Annotated in this window: 15 protein-coding genes; 5 read left to right on the top strand and 10 right to left on the bottom strand. The window is 62.1% G+C overall.

Going from position 1 to position 15,651, the window contains the following annotated elements; translation table 11 throughout:
- Positions 1-96: 96 nt before the first annotated feature.
- Positions 97-849: an SDR family NAD(P)-dependent oxidoreductase gene (locus FJ930_RS08220; RefSeq protein WP_141836683.1), complete on the bottom strand. Its 753-nt coding sequence runs from the start codon at positions 847-849 to the stop codon at positions 97-99.
- Between the two features lie 354 nt (positions 850-1,203).
- On the opposite strand from FJ930_RS08220, the gene FJ930_RS08215 reads away from it, so the two are divergent.
- A complete protein-coding gene (locus FJ930_RS08215) occupies positions 1,204-2,484 on the top strand; it encodes an O-antigen ligase (protein WP_141836681.1) in 1,281 nt (426 codons plus the stop codon).
- 82 nt (positions 2,485-2,566) lie between these two features.
- On the opposite strand, the gene FJ930_RS30700 is transcribed toward FJ930_RS08215, so the two are convergent.
- From FJ930_RS30700 to FJ930_RS08200, 3 genes are all read right to left on the bottom strand, one after another.
- On the bottom strand, positions 2,567-3,049 hold the full coding sequence (locus FJ930_RS30700) for an acyltransferase (protein ID WP_141836678.1): 483 nt from the start codon (positions 3,047-3,049) through the stop codon (positions 2,567-2,569).
- A gap of 302 nt (positions 3,050-3,351) precedes the next feature.
- Positions 3,352-4,608, bottom strand: coding sequence for a polysaccharide biosynthesis/export family protein (locus FJ930_RS08205; protein ID WP_181763321.1), 1,257 nt, complete (start codon positions 4,606-4,608; stop codon positions 3,352-3,354).
- Positions 4,609-4,692: 84 nt separating this feature from the next.
- Entirely contained in the window at positions 4,693-5,370 is a 678-nt protein-coding gene (locus FJ930_RS08200; protein ID WP_140695201.1) for a sugar transferase, read from the bottom strand.
- 600 nt (positions 5,371-5,970) lie between these two features.
- Here FJ930_RS08200 and FJ930_RS08195 point away from each other — a divergent pair.
- Positions 5,971-6,246 (top strand): exopolysaccharide production repressor exox, encoded by a 276-nt coding sequence (locus FJ930_RS08195; RefSeq protein ID WP_141836674.1) that lies wholly within the window; start codon positions 5,971-5,973, stop codon positions 6,244-6,246.
- 39 nt (positions 6,247-6,285) lie between these two features.
- Here FJ930_RS08195 and FJ930_RS08190 read toward each other — a convergent pair whose 3' ends face one another.
- The 6 genes from FJ930_RS08190 to FJ930_RS08165 all read right to left on the bottom strand — a co-directional run bounded on the left by FJ930_RS08190 (position 6,286) and on the right by FJ930_RS08165 (position 12,151).
- A complete protein-coding gene (locus FJ930_RS08190; RefSeq protein ID WP_141836672.1) occupies positions 6,286-8,130 on the bottom strand; it encodes an ABC transporter ATP-binding protein in 1,845 nt (614 codons plus the stop codon).
- Between the two features lie 8 nt (positions 8,131-8,138).
- Positions 8,139-9,140, bottom strand: a complete 1,002-nt coding sequence (locus FJ930_RS08185) for a serine kinase (RefSeq protein ID WP_140745176.1) — start codon at positions 9,138-9,140, stop codon at positions 8,139-8,141.
- Positions 9,137-11,059 (bottom strand): lasso peptide isopeptide bond-forming cyclase, encoded by a 1,923-nt coding sequence (locus FJ930_RS08180; RefSeq protein WP_141836670.1) that lies wholly within the window; start codon positions 11,057-11,059, stop codon positions 9,137-9,139. The genes FJ930_RS08185 and FJ930_RS08180 overlap by 4 nt, the downstream gene beginning before the upstream one ends.
- A complete protein-coding gene (locus FJ930_RS08175; protein ID WP_246676835.1) occupies positions 11,056-11,448 on the bottom strand; it encodes a lasso peptide biosynthesis B2 protein in 393 nt (130 codons plus the stop codon). Before FJ930_RS08175 ends, FJ930_RS08180 begins: the two co-directional genes overlap by 4 nt.
- Positions 11,449-11,557: 109 nt before the next feature.
- Complete coding sequence (locus tag FJ930_RS08170; protein ID WP_140745182.1) at positions 11,558-11,857, bottom strand: PqqD family protein; 300 nt, start codon at positions 11,855-11,857, stop codon at positions 11,558-11,560.
- 141 nt (positions 11,858-11,998) lie between these two features.
- A complete protein-coding gene (locus tag FJ930_RS08165; RefSeq protein WP_140745183.1) occupies positions 11,999-12,151 on the bottom strand; it encodes a lasso peptide in 153 nt (50 codons plus the stop codon).
- Between the two features lie 516 nt (positions 12,152-12,667).
- Here FJ930_RS08165 and FJ930_RS08160 point away from each other — a divergent pair.
- From FJ930_RS08160 to FJ930_RS08150, 3 genes are all read left to right on the top strand, one after another.
- Positions 12,668-13,816, top strand: a complete 1,149-nt coding sequence (locus tag FJ930_RS08160; RefSeq protein ID WP_141836668.1) for a nucleotidyltransferase family protein — start codon at positions 12,668-12,670, stop codon at positions 13,814-13,816.
- A 47-nt stretch (positions 13,817-13,863) separates the two neighbouring features.
- Positions 13,864-14,886: a glycosyltransferase family 2 protein gene (locus FJ930_RS08155; RefSeq protein ID WP_141836666.1), complete on the top strand. Its 1,023-nt coding sequence runs from the start codon at positions 13,864-13,866 to the stop codon at positions 14,884-14,886.
- 275 nt (positions 14,887-15,161) lie between these two features.
- Positions 15,162-15,563, top strand: a complete 402-nt coding sequence (locus FJ930_RS08150; RefSeq protein ID WP_140606813.1) for a hypothetical protein — start codon at positions 15,162-15,164, stop codon at positions 15,561-15,563.
- The last annotated feature ends 88 nt before the right edge of the window (positions 15,564-15,651 follow it).

Here is a 15,651-nt window from a genome sequence, read left to right as displayed (position 1 = left end):
GTCACGAATATTTGCCGATCGCATGCCTTGCATTGCCGACTATCTACGTCGGCCAGGCTCCATTCGTTGCCTTGTCACGCGGATTTGTTGTCGCCGTCAGTAGGTGGCGCGGCCGCCGGAAACGTCGAAGACGGCAGCCGTGGTGAATGAACACTCCTCCGAGGCGATCCAGCAGATCAGCGCCGCCACCTCGTCGACCTCGCCGAAGCGCGCCATCGGTATCTTGGACAGCATGAAGTCGATGTGCTCCTGGCTCATCTGCTTGAAGATCGCGGTGCGCACGGCCGCCGGCGTCACGCAATTGACCGTCACCTTGGTCTTGGCCAGTTCCTTGCCGAGCGACTTGGTCAGGCCGATCACCGCCGCCTTCGACGTGCTGTAGGCGGAAGCGTTGGGATTGCCTTCCTTGCCGGCGATCGAGGCGATGTTGACGACGCGGCCATAATTGCGCTCGAGCATGTGCGGCACGAGCGCTTTGTTGCAGTAGAAGACGCCGTTGATGTTGATGTCGATGACCCTCTGCCAATCCTCGACCGAATAGGCCCAGGTCGTCATGTTTGGCCCGGTGATGGCCGCGCTGGTGACCAGGATATCGACGCCGCCAAGCGCCTCCATAGTCGCCCGCGCAGCGGCCTCCACACCGGCCGCATCGGCAACGTCCAACGTCATCCCATGCAGGTCGGGAATAACGGTTTTCGCCTGATCGATCTGGGCCGGATCACGATCCCAGACGCTGACGCGTCCGCCCTCGTCGACGATCCTTTGCGCAACGGCTAGGCCGATGCCCGAGGCGCCGCCAGTGATGACAGCCGACCGGCCAGCGAACCGTCCCGCGAAACTCATAGGCATGCGATCTTCCCCTGTCCGTGACCGACGGTATCGGCCGCGATCGGCCGTCCGACCTCCAGGTGACTGTGAGATTGCCGCCAGGCAAGTTCAAGCCGGCATGCAGGCCGATCGTCTGGGCCAATGCTCGGGAGCAACCCCGAAGTGGTGGCCCGCAGATGGGTCGCGGGGCAACCGGCTGATCTCGTCGATCGTCCCGCTGTAAGACAAGGTGACCGGATTTGCCATTGAGCACAGGGTGCGATAGATTATATTGCACTGCACAATGGAGACGCCGTTTATTGTACGCCCCTGTTTGCGGATATGCCGGCTGGCTTGTGGATTGCCCGCCCCGCGTCGCGTCGACGGGACTCTGAGATGAAGATTCCAAAGTCCCTGCTGGTCGATCCCCAGAAGAACTCCGTCTACGGCGGTTTTGCCGTAGCGGTTTCCACTTGGGCGTTTTCCTACTCCGTCATTTTCGGTCAGGTGATGATCCTGGCCTACTACGCCGTCTGGCTTCCGCTCATCCTGGTCGACTACCGGCGGTTCCTGCGGCAGCTGTCCAGCGCCTGGCTGCCGCTGCTGTTCGCCGCCTATATCTGCTCCTCCGTCTTCTGGTCGCAGGCGCCCGGCATAACCGCGAGGACGGCTGTCCAGTATTTTTCCCATATCGCCTGTGCCTACGTGGCGGCGCGCACAGTCAGCGTCCGGACCCTGACCATAGGTGCATTGATCGGAATATTCGTCGTCCTGCTTTATTCGCTGAAGGTCGGCGCCTATTCCGAGGACGTCCTCGACGGCACCTATAACTTCGTCGGCGCCTTTGCCTCCAAGAACCAGATCGGCTTCGTCGGTTCGCTCGGCATCTATTTCTCCGTGGTGTTCCTTGCCTTTCTGCGGCGCGGCCGGCTGAGCTTCATCTTGACGGTGCCTGTCGTGCTGTTGTCGGCCTACGTGCTGGTCGTTTCGCATTCCGCCACCTCGATGGCCTCGATACCGGCGGTTCTGGCGCTGGTGGCGCTTCTTGCCATGAGCAAGCTTTTGTCGCGGCGCTACCGCCGGGTGATTGTCCTGGTCGGCGCCGGACTGATCGTGGTGGTTGCCATTGTCGCCTTGAATTTCGGACTCATGGACTTCGTGCTTGGCATCTTCGGCAAGGATTCGACGCTAACCGGGCGGACCTATCTGTGGGAGCAGGGCTGGAACGCCGTGCAGAAATCGCCCATCCTCGGCGTCGGCTATGCCGCCTATTGGGTGCAGGGCTTCGCCGAGGCCGAGCGGCTGTGGAATGAGTTCTACATCACCGCCCGCAGCGGTTTCCATTTCCACAACACCTATATCGAAGCCCTGGTTGAGCTCGGCTTCGTCGGCGCGGTGATGATCTCGCTGATTATCCTGCGCACGCTCTTTGGTCACCTCGCGGCCGTGGTTCTCAGGACATGGCAGCCCGAGCCTGTGGTGCTGGCCGGCGTGATGGTGCTGCTCCTGATCCGTTCCTTCGTCGAGGTCGACATTCTCAACCCCTACATCATGGGGTCGTTTCTGCTGTACTACAGCTTCTTCAAGCTCGCGCCGGTGCCGGTCATGCAGCGTCGGCGGGTTCCAGTTGGGCCTGCCGACGAGCAAAACCGGCACAGGGCTGACCAAATGGCCTAGAGCGGCTCAGCGCCCGCTCTAAGTCTTTGTTATTGCGCAATTCCGGACGGAAAAACCGCTACGCACTTTTCCTGGAATTGCTCTAAAAGCGCACGTATCCCGGGGACGCCGCTATCTCGCGAATTATTCGAGCGGGATTTCCGGCAACCAGGCTGCGCGGAGGGACACTTTTGGTGACCACGGACCCGGCTCCAACCACGCTATGGTCGCCGATTTCAACTCCAGGCAGAATTATCGAATTGCGGCCGATCCACACATTGTCGCCGATCACGACGGCTTTCGTTTTGACGCCGGCGCCTTCATCGATCTCGTGATAGTTCGAATCTTGAATGACGACGCAATCGCCGACAAGGCAGTTTTTCCCGATGCTCACCGCTGTCGAAACGTCGATCATCACGCCGCTGTTTATGAATGATCTGGAGCCGATGGACAGTCTTGCATTGCCGAGCACATGGAACCAGGAACGGGATCCAAAACCCCGGAATGAAACCAGGGAACCGAGCTCGATAGCGCCCTTTCCCGCTATATGCGGCGAGACGCCGAGTACCGAAACGCGATCGGCCATTTTTATGCCCCTGATCCGCCAAAGGAAGGTAAAGATCCTACCTTTGATAAACCTTCGGACACGATAGATATTCACGACGACACCCCCTTCCGAGTCGCATTGATCGTCATGCGGACAGAGACATCAGGCTGCCCTCCGCAGCCAGGTGAATGCAATGGAACGAACAGCCTTTGCAGGACGGCCCGCTAGAGCGGCCCAGCGTTTTATGGAATCGTTGACCCGCCCCAGGTCTTTGTTATTACGCAACTCGAGACGGAAAACCGTTACGCACTTTTCCTGGAATTGCTCGGTGCGACTAACGCCTACTGGCTGGCCAGAGGCGCCAGCTTGACCTTGATGACGTCGCCGGGCAGCACGGGCGTGTCTTCCTTCGCCGCGATCTCGCTGGTCTTGCCGTCGACGACCCGCACCAGCGCGTAGAGCAGGCTGGGCTCTTCGCTGGTATCGGTGGCCGCCCTGGTGGCTGGATCGGTTGCCTGGGCGATCAGCCCCTTCTGCATATTCACCTTCAGCGCGGCCTCATTGAGGTCGGCTTCGGTCTGCTGCCGGTTGGCGGCGAGACTCGAACTCAAGGTGTTCTGGGCATCGATGGCGTCCTGCGTCGCCTTGCTGATCGCCTGCTTGGCGGTGAGGATGGCCGTTTCGTAGTCCAGGATCTTGCCCTGCAGGTCGGTGACGGACTGCTGCGAATCCAGAAGTCGCGCGTTGGCGACCAGACCCTTCTGCGCCAGCGGACCGATGCTGGCGAGTTGCTGCTGCGCCAGGTCGACCTGTTTCTGCTGGTTGACGATCTTCTTCTGCAGGGATTCGATCTCGGCCTGCAGAACCCCTTTGAGATCGTCGAGCGCCTCGAGCTTCAGCTTAAGCGCTTTCTGGTCCGAGGTCAGGATCGTCATCTCGTCGGCGACGATGGCCGGCAGCCGCGGATCGCCCTCGACCTCTTTTGGCACGTCGAAACTCGTCTTGCCGGCCATATCGGCGTCAATGCGGGCGCGCTTGACGATCAGCCTGACGCGCTGGTCGTCAGAGATATCGAAGCCGCCCTTGGCGGTGACCAGGTCCTTGCCGAGTTGAGGCCCGTAGTCTGTGTTGCGCCTGATGCCGCCGGCGACGCTGATCGCCTTCAGCACCGTAAGGTCGGGCACATAGGGAAACTGGCCGGGGTTCTGCACCTCGCCCGAAATGTAGAATGGCCGGAACTGCGCCATTTCGACCGAGGCTTCGGGCCTGTCCGACAAAGCGAGCTTGTGCTGCAGCGCCTCGCCGATCGCTGCCGCGACTTGTGCCGTGGTCTTGCCGGCCGCCGGCAATTCGCCGACGAAAGGCACGGACAGCGTACCGGCCGGGCCGACCGTGTATTGGCCGTTCACCGACGACCAGTCGCGGAACGCACTTTCGACGGTCTGCCATTCGGCGATGCGGATGGTGAGCTTGTCCTGCGAGCCGAGGTGGTATTCGTCGGCGGCGGCCATCGGCGGAAAAGCGAGCGATGCCACAAGGCAGGTGGCCATAAGCAGCGAGCGGCCGCAAACCGGGCCGCTGCCAAAGGCTTCCAATATGTCTTTTTTCAACTGTGCGTTCCGATCCGTTTTAGCCCCATCGCCCGATGAGCTTGCCGCCGGATGCCTGGCACCGGTTGCCGGTCAGTAAGAGCCGCGCGACATCCAGACGGCCGGCACGGTCTTGATGATGATGCGCACGTCCCCGAACAGCGACCAGTTCTCGACATAGTGGCGGTCGAACGCGACGCGGCTGTCATAGGAGACGTCGTTGCGGCCGCTGACCTGCCACAGGCCTGTCAGGCCGGGCCGGGACTTCAGATAGTACACGGCGGCGCTGCCGTAGATCTCCAGCTCGTCGCGCACCACCGGACGAGGCCCGACAAGGCTCATGTCGCCCTGAAGGATGTTGATGATCTGGGGCAGTTCATCGAGGCTGAGCTTCCTCAACACCGCTCCGACACGGGTGACGCGCGGATCGTTCTTCAGCTTGCGGGTGGCCATCCACTCCGCGTTGGCTTCCGGATTGGTGGCGAGATAGGCGGCCAGCACCTTGTCGCCGTCCGGAACCATGGTGCGGAATTTCAGGCACGGAAAGATCCGGCCGCCGCGCCCGATTCGCCTGTGGCCATAGAAAATCGATCCACCGTCGGAAAACTTGACCAGCAACGCTATCATGATGAACAGCGGGCTGAGCGCGATCAGGCCAGCCAGCGAACCCACAATGTCGAAACTGCGTTTGATAAGGCCGCCGATCGGCGGCGGAAAATCGGTGCCAGCCTGCGAAAAGTCCGCCGTGGCCGACTTGGCAATGTCCCTCATGCCGATACTCCATGCGTTGAACGAATGGTTTACCGCACGATATCAAAAAAATGCTGCAGCGCAACACACAATTTCCCAGCCCGTTGAAATAGTCACGTCATGAATTGACTAAATAATAAGCTTGTGCTGCATACTTTTCAGCACGTTTAGCAAATTTGTGACAATAAAAGGGCAAACAGAAAAAAATGCCGACCTTTCTGGGGCGATTTTGAGGCGAGGCGTTCCCCATGGCCTCGGACGGGGCATATTAGTGCTTTAGAAGGGTGCGAAGTTCTCGACTATTAACATAAAATACTGCGTAATATTGTAGATTGTACTGAAATAGGCCTATGGACCTAGATCGTTTGAAATGCCTGTGTGTGCGTTGCAACACGAGCGAGTCAATCGCATCGGCTCAACCAAAAATATGTGCGGTTGCCCTTGCCGCCTCCTGCCCGCCTTAATAGAATTGCAAATTATACCTGTCAGAGTGGCGACAGGTTGAAAGGCCGGAAGCAACCGGTCGGCAGCGGGCGACTTAACAAGCCCGCGTAACAAGGGACGGCGCTCGGGTAGGGCAATCGTTGGATATAACCCGAGCCGGTTTGTGGGCTGTTGGGTATGTCGCTTCCAAAATTCATCATTGGGATGATTTTCGCGCTGGTAATCATCGTTGGCTGGTCCTGGATCGATGGCGCTTCGCTGGGTACGACCCTGCTGCGCGTCATCATCTGCGCCGTGATCATCCAGGCCGGCTACTTCGTCCTTGTCTATGCCATGATCGCCAGGAGCGCGCCGACGCCGGCGGACAGGCTGCTCGAGGCCGAAAGAAAGCTCAGTGCGCCGGACGTGGCTGAAGGCGAAAAGCTGGGCAGCGCACGGCGAAGCCTGCACTGATCCAAGTAATATCGCCAAATCGCAGGGATATATCCGCTCTCAGGCCACATTGGCGGGTTCGGGTTCCGATTGTTCTCCCGACAGCATCCTGGACAGCCGGCTCCCCGGCTTTGCCTTCAGCCGCTGATATTGCCCGACTTCCACGACACGGCCGTCCTCCATCGCCACCACCCAGTCGGCGAAGGCGATCATCGACGGCCGGTGGGCGATGGTCAGAATGGTCATCGCCCCGCGCAATCCGTCGATCGACCTGGCGATCAGCGACTGGTTCTGCCAGTCGAGCGCGCTGGTCGCCTCGTCGAGGATGAGCAGCGACGGCTTGCGCAGCAGCGCACGCGCCAGCGCGATGCGCTGGCGCTCGCCGCCGGAGAGGCGCACGCCACGGTCGCCGACCACCGTATCGAGCCTGTGGTCGAGCCGTTCGACGAATTCACCGGCGTGCGCGGCGCGCAGCGCTGTCCATAAATCGTCATCGCTGGCCTGCGGCGCGGCGAGACGCAGGTTCTGCGCGATCGTATCGTGCAGCAGGAACACGTCCTGCGGCACATACGCCACCTGATCGCGCCAGCGGCGGCGATTGGCGGCATCGATCTCGACGCCGTCGACGAGGATCTTGCCGGCGGTCGGCTCGAGCAGGCCGAGCAGCATGTCGGCGATCGTGCTCTTGCCGGATCCGGACGGGCCGATCAGGGCGGTGACCTTGCCGGCGGGAAGGCCAAACGTGATGTCGCTCACCACCTCCCTGCCGGCGCTGTCGTCATAGAAGAAGGAGACACCGCGAATGTTCAGCCCGGTACCGAGCGCCAGCTTGCCTGCCTCCTCGAACTCGACATGGCCCGGTTCACGCTCTGCGTCGAAATGTGCCTGCAGGCTGCGCATCGCCGTATAGGCGGGCAGGTTGATCAGCACCTGCTGGGCCTGTGTCTGCATGTCCATGAAGCGCGGCGCGATGCGCATGAAGACAAGCAACAGCACGACAATCTCGGCCAGCGACAGGTTGAAGCGGACCAGCGCCACATAGATGAACAAGCTCAACCCCACCACGCTCGCCACCTGGAACACGGCGGTACCGATCGAGCTGTTGCGCACATAGTCGATGTTGTCCGCCTTCATCTTTTCGAGCGTTGCCTGCAACTGGGCGAAATAGCTCGCTTCGACATTCAGGCTCTTGGCCACCTTGATGCCGCCGAGGAATTCCGAAACTGTCCGGTACTGATCCTGACGATTGGCTGTCAGAACCCTGCCGAAAGCCGTAGCGCGCGAGCGGAACGGCTGCAGCGCGACGAACATCAGGATGCCGATGACCACGGCGAACAGCGTCATTACGGGCGAAATGAACACGGAAACCACGAGGTAGCCGGCCAGCAGCACGGCGATCTGCACCAGCATCAGCAGGGAGAAGGCCGCCCCCTGGACACGATCTATGTCGCCGGTCAGGGCATGGTCGAGGTCGGAGCCGCGCATGCGGGTGAACACGCCCCAACGCGCCTTGCCGATGCTCTCGAACAGATTCATGCGCACGCGGTTGATGAAATCGAAGAGAAGCCTGGCCATGTAGACCGACTTGAAGCGATTGAACGCTGCCTGCACGGCGACAAGCCCGACCAACGCGCACAGCACCGTGGTCAGTTGCAAGGTTCCGTCCGGGACCAGCCAGTGCACGAAATCGATATTCGGCAGCCGGACCGCGAAATCCTGGTCGGCGCGCCCGACCAGATGCAGCAGCGGCACGAGCAGCAGGATCGAGATGCCTTCCGTCAGGCTGCCGAGGATCAGGAACAGCAGCGCCATCCAGGTGCGCCGGCCGCCGATCTGGGCGATAACAGCGCCGAACGCGGCGATATCGCGAAACAGCGACAGGCGAAGGATTGACGACTTCGACATGTTTGCGCTCACCGCCGCCGACCGTCCGCGGCCCGATCTCCAGCCGCCAGGTTGATCCCGATCAACTCGACAGCCTCGCCGATCCTGTCGAGGCCTGCCGGAACTTCCAGCCGCCACACGCCGACATGGTTAGCGATCCCTGAACATTGGCGAAGATGCGTCGCCGCCAAATCGCCGGACAGGGCCGCTCGGCCAAACCGCGTCACGTAGGAGAATTTTATGATGGCCGGCAAGGCGGCAACGCCGGGCAAGGGCGTGATCTCGGCCGTTTGGCCGCGCTCCAGAACATAGATCCTGGCCACCGGCACCGTGTCACCGGAAAAGGCGCCGTGCAGGCGATGCTGCGCTTTGTCGATTGCCGGATGCACTTGCGGCCGCACCTCCGCTTGCCCAAGCGAAATCGCGGCCGCGGCGTCGGCGGCAAGCTTGATCTGCGGAAATCCCGGCACGATCATCGGCGCGTCCGGGTTGGCGAGATCGAGCGCTACGACGTCGTCGGTGAGCAGTTGGTGACCAGCCCGGATCAGCGCGCTTGCCGTCGTCGACTTGCCGGCGCCCTTGTCGCCCATGAAGACCGCGCCCTTGCCGGCCACCGCAATGGCGCTGGCGTGCAGCACGAGCAGTCCGCGCCGGTGCAGCAACAGCGCCATCACCGGTCCGAGCAGCGGAAACGCGAGCAGCGCGTCGTCGGCACCGGGCGCCGGCTCGACGTCAATGCGGCAGCCGTCGCTGATCAGGAAGGCGCCGACGGCATGCCAGGCCAGGTATTGCCGCTCCGGCTCGAAGCGGAAGATCGTCGCGGCTTCGGGTGAAGGCCTCGGCATATCGATCGTGCCGATGGCGATCAGGATATCCGCCACCGCTGGCCCCGCCGGCTCCAGCTCGGGCAAAGCAACGTCGGACGCAACGGTCAGGCCATAGGCCCGGTAGTAACGCCGCTCTCTGACCATCCCGGCATGCGCGGGCGGATGATCGGGGTATGCGGCAAGCGGCTGGTTACGGGGCATCATGCGGTGCTCCCGCCGGGCTGCACCTGCCGCAGCCAGAGCGACAGGGAGGCAGAGCGCCAGACATACTGGACGTCCAGCGGTGCCGCCCGATCAGGCTGGCTGAGCAGCCGCCCACAGGCGGCCTTCACCTGCGGCAGGTTGACATAGGGCGCGATGCGGCCGGTATCCGAGACCAGCAGCTGCTCCAGGAGGTCGCGGTGGTTGCGCACCATGCCGTTGACCAGATTGGCGGTGAAATCGATCTTGTCGCGCCGCCACTGGACTGCCGTCGGCAGGATGCCTTCCATGGCCCGGCGCAGCACATAGCGGCCAAAGCCGTGGCTGAGCTTCTCCTCGCCCGGCAGCGCCAGGCAGAATTCGACCAGCGGCTTGTCCCAGAACGGGTAGCGCGGCTCGATGCCGAAATTGGCCGCGGCCTTGTCGAGAATCTCGAAAGAATGCGGGACATAGCCATTTAACAGGATCCAGCGATGGCTGAGCGCGTCGCTGGCCTGGACACCGGGTGGCATGTAGCCGGCCCGGTGAAAGCGGTCGACAAGCTCGGTTCGTCTGGCCAGGTCCGGGTTGATCAGGTCGCGCCAGCTTCGGCCGCGCGGCGTCCGGGCGGGTCTGCGTATCCTGTTCAGGGCGCGGTTCGCCAGATGTCTCAGCCTGGCGATGCGCCAGGCCGGCCCGTAGATGGTCAGGAACTGGAAGTACAGGCCGAGCGTACTGTCGCCATAGGTGTTCGAGGCGCTGCGGACCTCGCGCCAAAGGTCCAGCCATCGGCCGGCATTGGCAAGCTCGTGCAGATGGCCATGTCCCTGTGAAACCACCTCGTCGCCGCCGTGCCCGTCGAGCAGCACCTTGATGCCCTTGGCGCCCGCCGTCCGGTAGATGCCGCGGGTCAGCGTCAGGCCCGGCGCCAGGAAGGGGCCTTCCTGCTCTTCCAGCACCCGTTCGAATTCAGCGAAGGGTGCATAATCGCCGACAGGGATCAGCGTCGGGTCGGCCTTCTGCTGGTCCAGCACGGCATCGATGAAAGGGCGCTCGTCCATCGACGAGCCCTTCTCGAAAATCAGCGAGAAGGTCGGCAGCTTCGGTTTCCGCTCGGCGGCGCTCTGCAGGCCTGCCACGCAGGCGATCGAGGAGGAATCGAGGCCACCGCTCAGCATCGCGCCGACCGACTGACTTCCGCGCATGCGGTTGCGCACCGATTGCGAGAACAGATGGGCGAACTCCTCCGCGGCGTCCGGCCGCGGCGCGCGCGGCGATGGCTCGATCTGCCAGTACCGGCGCAGCGCCACTTGCTGCGCGGTGACGGTGAGGCTATGACGCGCCGGCAGGCTGAAGATGTCGCTGTAGGGCGTTGATTGCGGGTCATCGGGAAGCCCGGCCAGGAAGCCCGAAATCCGGTGCTCGCTGATGCGCGCATCGACACCGTCCAGGCCAAGTATCGGCCCAATCTCGGAAGCGAAGACAAAGCGGCGTTCGGTTGCGTGATAGTAGAATGGCTTGACCCCGAAATGGTCGCGCGCACAAAACAACAGCTGCCGCTCGGCATCCCAGACCGCGAAGGCGAAATCGCCTTGCAGATGCACCGGGCAGGCATCGCCCCAGCGAAGGTAGGCCTGCATCAGCAACCCTGCGTCGGCGACCGACCTGTCCCTGACGCCGAGTCTCGCCATCAGCTCGTCGCGATTGTCCAGCCGGCAATCCGCGGTGATGGCGAGCTTGCCGCCGGCCAGGGTCAGCGGGCCTGGGCCGGATTCGTCCGTGGTGTTTAGCCAGGCGTGGCCAAGCGCTATGCCGGTGTCCAGCCACCACGAATTTCCGTCGGGGCCGCGATGGCGCATGTGTGCCAGCATCTGCTGGATGTCGGTCGCCGCGTCCGTCGGCGCGGGTTCCTGTCGCAGCAGGATTCCGGCCACGCCGCTCATCGGCTGCCGTGATCGACCAGATGGGCGAAACCATCGACGGAGCCGCCGAGCACGACATGGTTGTCGCTGATCAGCCAGGCATGCGCCTTCAACTGCTCGCCCGTGCCATGTTCGATACCTATGCGGATATTGGAGGCATTGCCCTGGCGCGCGAGAATGTATTGGCCCGAAAGCGCCTGGGTAAGACACGTTGCGCGCGGCACGAACCGCGCGGCGGCCGCAACGCCCCAGGCGACGAGCCGCAACTCGCCCATGCTGGCACATTGGCGCGCGTTGAGCCGGGTCACCATGCCGCGAACACGGTTGTACGAGAACAACGTCAGCCCCAGCCGGACGGCCGCGACCACCATCAGGCAGCGGCAGAGGAAAAGCGCTTCCGAACCGCTCAAGGTGAGGACCCTGGCCACCCTCCGCCCGCCGGGGCGACGGTTCGCCGGCCTGGCGCTTTTTTCCGTTGCAGGTCTTCGCCGCGGAGCCATGGCGTTTTGCGGAACCTGCCTAGACGAATGCCTCATCCTGCAGCCTCGCAAGGCCGTTTTCGGCCAGGTCCTTCAGCAATGCGTCGATGTCGGCGTTGCAGCGTTCGGCATCGACATTGTAGCGCGCCAGCACCGCGCCGCGGATATCGGCGATCGACTTCGGCTCCTGAATCAGCTCCCAGATGAAAGCGCCGACGCCGTTGAGACTGTAATAGATATTGGATTTCAGATTCAGCAGCGCGAGGCCATCGCCGAATTCGCAAGCCACGGCATCCCCAGTGGCCCTTACGCAATCGTGGTCAGATGGGTTCCAGTTCATCCTAAAACCTCGTTTGAAACACACGCTCTACGATACGCGTCGGCAGTTCAGTGCGGGAAAGTCGGGGATTTTCATCCCCGGCTCCATTTATGTTCTTGAATCCTGGGGGCCCAACGTCATTCCTCCAGGGTCACGCTGATCTTAGGAGAACGTCAGGTCGCCGATCGGGGTGTGCGCCGGAAACGACACGTCGGTCGCCGTGTTGCCGCCGCCGCCCTGGGTGATCGTCTCGATCGAACCGTGCACCGTCAAGCTTGGCGTTTCGTACTCATGCTTTTCAACATTCTGTTCCATTTTACTCTCCAATGAGGACTGGAAACGGCTTGTCGAACGCCGTCAGCACTTGCATGCTGCAATGCAATTGCTGCACAGCAACATTCATGAGTCAAGACTGATTTACCAGGCGTTAATCAATTATGGGTTGCGGGCGTCACCATGCGTGTGAGAGATGCTCAAAATTTGGTCTCTTTTGGCTTGAAGCCGAAAGCAAGCGGGCGCTGTGGCCTTCGATTCTTTAAGTGCCTGATTTTGCGTATATAAAACTTTGACGTTCAACGGCTTTTTAGACGTCACTAAAAAGACGGATTTTTGTTGGTCCATCCGTGGTTGATGGCGGGCCGAGGTTGCCTCGATGGGATCGGAATTTCAGCCTGTACTTCGCCACGTTCGGGAAAGCGGGCAAACGCTCTGGTTGCAAAATTCCGCGCTGCGAAAGGAAGGACTTTACGGCGCCGAGGTTTTTGAGGATGCTTTGCTTCGCACTTGCAGCATACGCGTGGCGCAATCGCTTTTTTGGAGACTGTGCGCTCAATGGCCCTGCCGGAAAGTTCCTATGAACGACTGCGCGCCGCGGATTGCGCCGACGAGATTGCCTACGTGCAGGCCTGCCTGCGCTTGTATTTCGCGGGCCCGGCCGCCTCGGCCGGCGAGGTGTCGACGCCCGGCCTTTCCGATGTCGTGCTCGCCGACATTGCCAGGCTGAACAAGGTCGCGACCTTCGTCCTGAAGGTCCTGTCGCGTGCGCCGGCGGGCGAAAGGCCGGCCGAGCTTTTCGAATGGCTCGATACCTATCGCAGGCGGACGGTTTCGATGAATGCCGCCTGCCTGATGGATTCGCTGGCGATCCATGAGGCGCTGCGGGACAGGCAGATCGACTTCGTCTTTCTGAAGGGCCCATTCCAGCAGCACCTGCTTTACGGCGACCATTTCATGAAGCCTTCGGGCGATGTCGACATCCTGGTCTCCCCTGCCGGCTTCTCGAAGGCGCGCGATGCGCTGCGCTCGATCGGCTACGAAGTGTCAGGCAAATCGCGCTCCGTCTGGTGGGTACGCTTCCTCGGCGAACAGCACATGAATCGCGGCAATGGGCCGAAATCGTCGACCGTCGACCTTCACTATCGCCTCCAGCAGCCCGGTTCGCCCAGTCCGCGTGATTCTGACGGGTTCTTGCGGCGCAAACAACTGGTCGAGATCGCCGGCACCGAAGTGCCGTTCACGTCGGCCGCCGACACCCTGGTGCTGTCTTGCATCAGCGTGGCCAAGGCGCTGTTCAATCGCGAACCCTGCGCCGGCCACGTTTGCGATATCAGGGCCGGCGCCAGCCGACTCGACGAGGCCGATCAGCGCCGTGTGCTCGATGCCGCGACGAGCCAGGGGCTAGACGATACGCTGCTGCTTGGCCTGCGCGCCGCCGACGTGCTGCTCGGCGGTGCCGGCACGCTTTTGTCGGAGCGGGCCACGCGGATCCTGTCGCGCATCGGCAATGAGGATCTGCTCAACATGGTCATCGCGCCATGGCTGTCATCGTTGCGGTGGCCGCAGCGGCGAACTGTGTTGTGGGAATTGTGTGGCAGGGCCCCAGTCCGCTACCTCGCCGAGGCCGGCTGGGCAGCGTCGGCGGACATAAGCCGCCGCATCTTCGAACGGCCGACCAGCGATGGCGGTGGCGTCGAACATTGAACACGTACAGGGCGAGGGCATCGGAACCTGTGCAAGAGGCAGAACCAATGTCGATGACGAAATCCCAGGTTTGCGTGATCATCGCGGCCAAAAACGCGGCACGCACGATCGGGGTCGCCATCGCATCCGCGTTGCGCGAGCCGGAAGTGGTGGAGGTCGTCGTCGTCGACGACGGCTCCACCGACAATACGGCTGAAGTCGCCCGCTCCGCCGACGATGGAAGCGGCCGGCTTGCGGTGACGCGCCTCGACATCAATCGCGGTCCTTCCTTCGCCCGCAACGCCGCGATCGCCGGCTCGGAAGCGCCGTTCATCAGCATTCTGGACGCCGACGACTTCTTTCTCGAGGGACGATTCCGCAACCTGTTTGCCGGCGCCGATTGGGATTTCGCGGCGGACAACATCATGCTCATCAGGGATGACGCGACGCGCGACGCGACCAAGATCGTCGCCCCGGATTTTGCCGCCGATCCGGAATTCCTCGACTTCGAGCGCTTCGTCGAAGGCAACATATCCAGGCGCCGCGTACAAAGAGGCGAGCTTGGTTTCTTGAAACCAGTGATCAGCCGCGCCTTCCTCGACCGGCACGGGTTGCGCTACGACGAGAGCCTGCGCCTGGGCGAAGATTATGAGCTTTACGCGCGCGCGGTCGCCCACGGAGCCCGGTTCAAGGTCATCCGTTCCTGCGGTTACGGCGCCATCGTGCGCGCCGATTCGCTCAGCGGCCGTCACAAGACGCAGGACCTGAAGCGGCTGGCCGATGCCGATCTGGCGCTGCTGGCGATCGACAGCCTGCCGGAAGGGTCCAAGGCGGTGCTGCGGCGGCATGAGCGGCACGTGCGCGACAAATACCGGCTGCGCAATTTCCTCGACGTGAAGGCCGAGCGCGGGCTGGCTTCGGCCGCGGCCTATGCTTTCGCAAGTCAATCCAACCTCGTTCCCATCGTCCAGGGTGTGGCGTCCGACAAGCTCGAGGCGCTGTTTCGTCGCGTTGGCCTTATGTCCAGGCATAAGCATGTGCCGCCGCTGCGTTTCCTGATGGCGGGAACCAGCACGGGCAAGGAGCGGTAAGACGCCGGGAACGTTTGCCCGCCGCCAGGCTCATCGCGCAAAGCATTTCCATCGGATTTATGAGTTTACGAATTGGGTGGTTGCCTCACGGCCCCGGGGATGGCAGTCTATGTTGCGGTGCAGCAAATAAAACGACCAGCCGAACTGGCCTCCGATCGGATTGGTCTGAACTCCCTCTCCCCGTCGCAGGAGGAGGACGATGCGACATTTGAACCCCGTTGCGGGGTCGGCCAGTAATCCGGCACGCGCGCCGGCGATGACAGGAATTTAAGCTCATGGCCTCGATATTCGGCTTCAGATCAAGGGATCCTGCCCGGGACCGGCAGGCCGACATCGCGCGCCTCGACCGACTGGCGAAGCTGTTCGAGCAGATCGCCGCCGAGATCGAGGCCGAGAAAACCGGCCTGGAGAGCCGCTACCGCAAGACGGCGACCAACGCGGCCTTCCTCGTCGAAGCCATGGAAAATGGCTCCGCCTCCGATCGCCGGTCGTCCGAAGTCAGCGCACTGACAAAGTCGATCCTGAATTGCGAGCGCCGCATCGCGGCGCTGTCGCGCCAGAACGGCATGATGCAGGAACTCCGTCATTCGCTGGATATGGTCTTCGACAAGGATGAGGCGTCCGATTCGGCCGTCGAGGTCGATTTTGCCAGGCCCGCGGGCGCCGGCCGAAAGTGAAAGCGAAGGTGCGAGACTGCCACGACGAATTTGATGCGAGGTGGAAAGGAAGTTCAAGGAGGGTCAAACGAGGAAGGTCAAGGTTGGC

The sequence above is a fragment of the Mesorhizobium sp. B2-4-15 genome (assembly GCF_006658505.1).
Lineage (GTDB): Bacteria > Pseudomonadota > Alphaproteobacteria > Rhizobiales > Rhizobiaceae > Mesorhizobium.
The sequence above is the reverse complement of the archived record's forward strand: the minus strand, read 5'-3'. Positions and strand labels throughout refer to the sequence as shown.

Excerpts from the sequence above, each read along its gene's own strand:
- FJ930_RS08190 (WP_141836672.1), bottom strand. The coding sequence starts at position 8,130 with ATGTCGAAGTCGTCAATCCTTCGCCTGTCGCTGTTTCGCGATATCGCC.
- FJ930_RS08220 (WP_141836683.1), bottom strand. The coding sequence starts at position 849 with ATGCCTATGAGTTTCGCGGGACGGTTCGCTGGCCGGTCGGCTGTCATC.
- FJ930_RS08155 (WP_141836666.1), top strand. The coding sequence starts at position 13,864 with ATGTCGATGACGAAATCCCAGGTTTGCGTGATCATCGCGGCCAAAAAC.
- FJ930_RS08215 (WP_141836681.1), top strand. The coding sequence starts at position 1,204 with ATGAAGATTCCAAAGTCCCTGCTGGTCGATCCCCAGAAGAACTCCGTC.
- FJ930_RS08160 (WP_141836668.1), top strand. The coding sequence starts at position 12,668 with ATGGCCCTGCCGGAAAGTTCCTATGAACGACTGCGCGCCGCGGATTGC.
- FJ930_RS08195 (WP_141836674.1), top strand. The coding sequence starts at position 5,971 with ATGTCGCTTCCAAAATTCATCATTGGGATGATTTTCGCGCTGGTAATC.
- FJ930_RS08200 (WP_140695201.1), bottom strand. The coding sequence starts at position 5,370 with ATGAGGGACATTGCCAAGTCGGCCACGGCGGACTTTTCGCAGGCTGGC.
- FJ930_RS08165 (WP_140745183.1), bottom strand. The coding sequence starts at position 12,151 with ATGGAACAGAATGTTGAAAAGCATGAGTACGAAACGCCAAGCTTGACG.
- FJ930_RS08150 (WP_140606813.1), top strand. The coding sequence starts at position 15,162 with ATGGCCTCGATATTCGGCTTCAGATCAAGGGATCCTGCCCGGGACCGG.
- FJ930_RS30700 (WP_141836678.1), bottom strand. The coding sequence starts at position 3,049 with ATGGCCGATCGCGTTTCGGTACTCGGCGTCTCGCCGCATATAGCGGGA.
- FJ930_RS08185 (WP_140745176.1), bottom strand. The coding sequence starts at position 9,140 with ATGATGCCCCGTAACCAGCCGCTTGCCGCATACCCCGATCATCCGCCC.
- FJ930_RS08180 (WP_141836670.1), bottom strand. The coding sequence starts at position 11,059 with ATGAGCGGCGTGGCCGGAATCCTGCTGCGACAGGAACCCGCGCCGACG.
- FJ930_RS08170 (WP_140745182.1), bottom strand. The coding sequence starts at position 11,857 with ATGAACTGGAACCCATCTGACCACGATTGCGTAAGGGCCACTGGGGAT.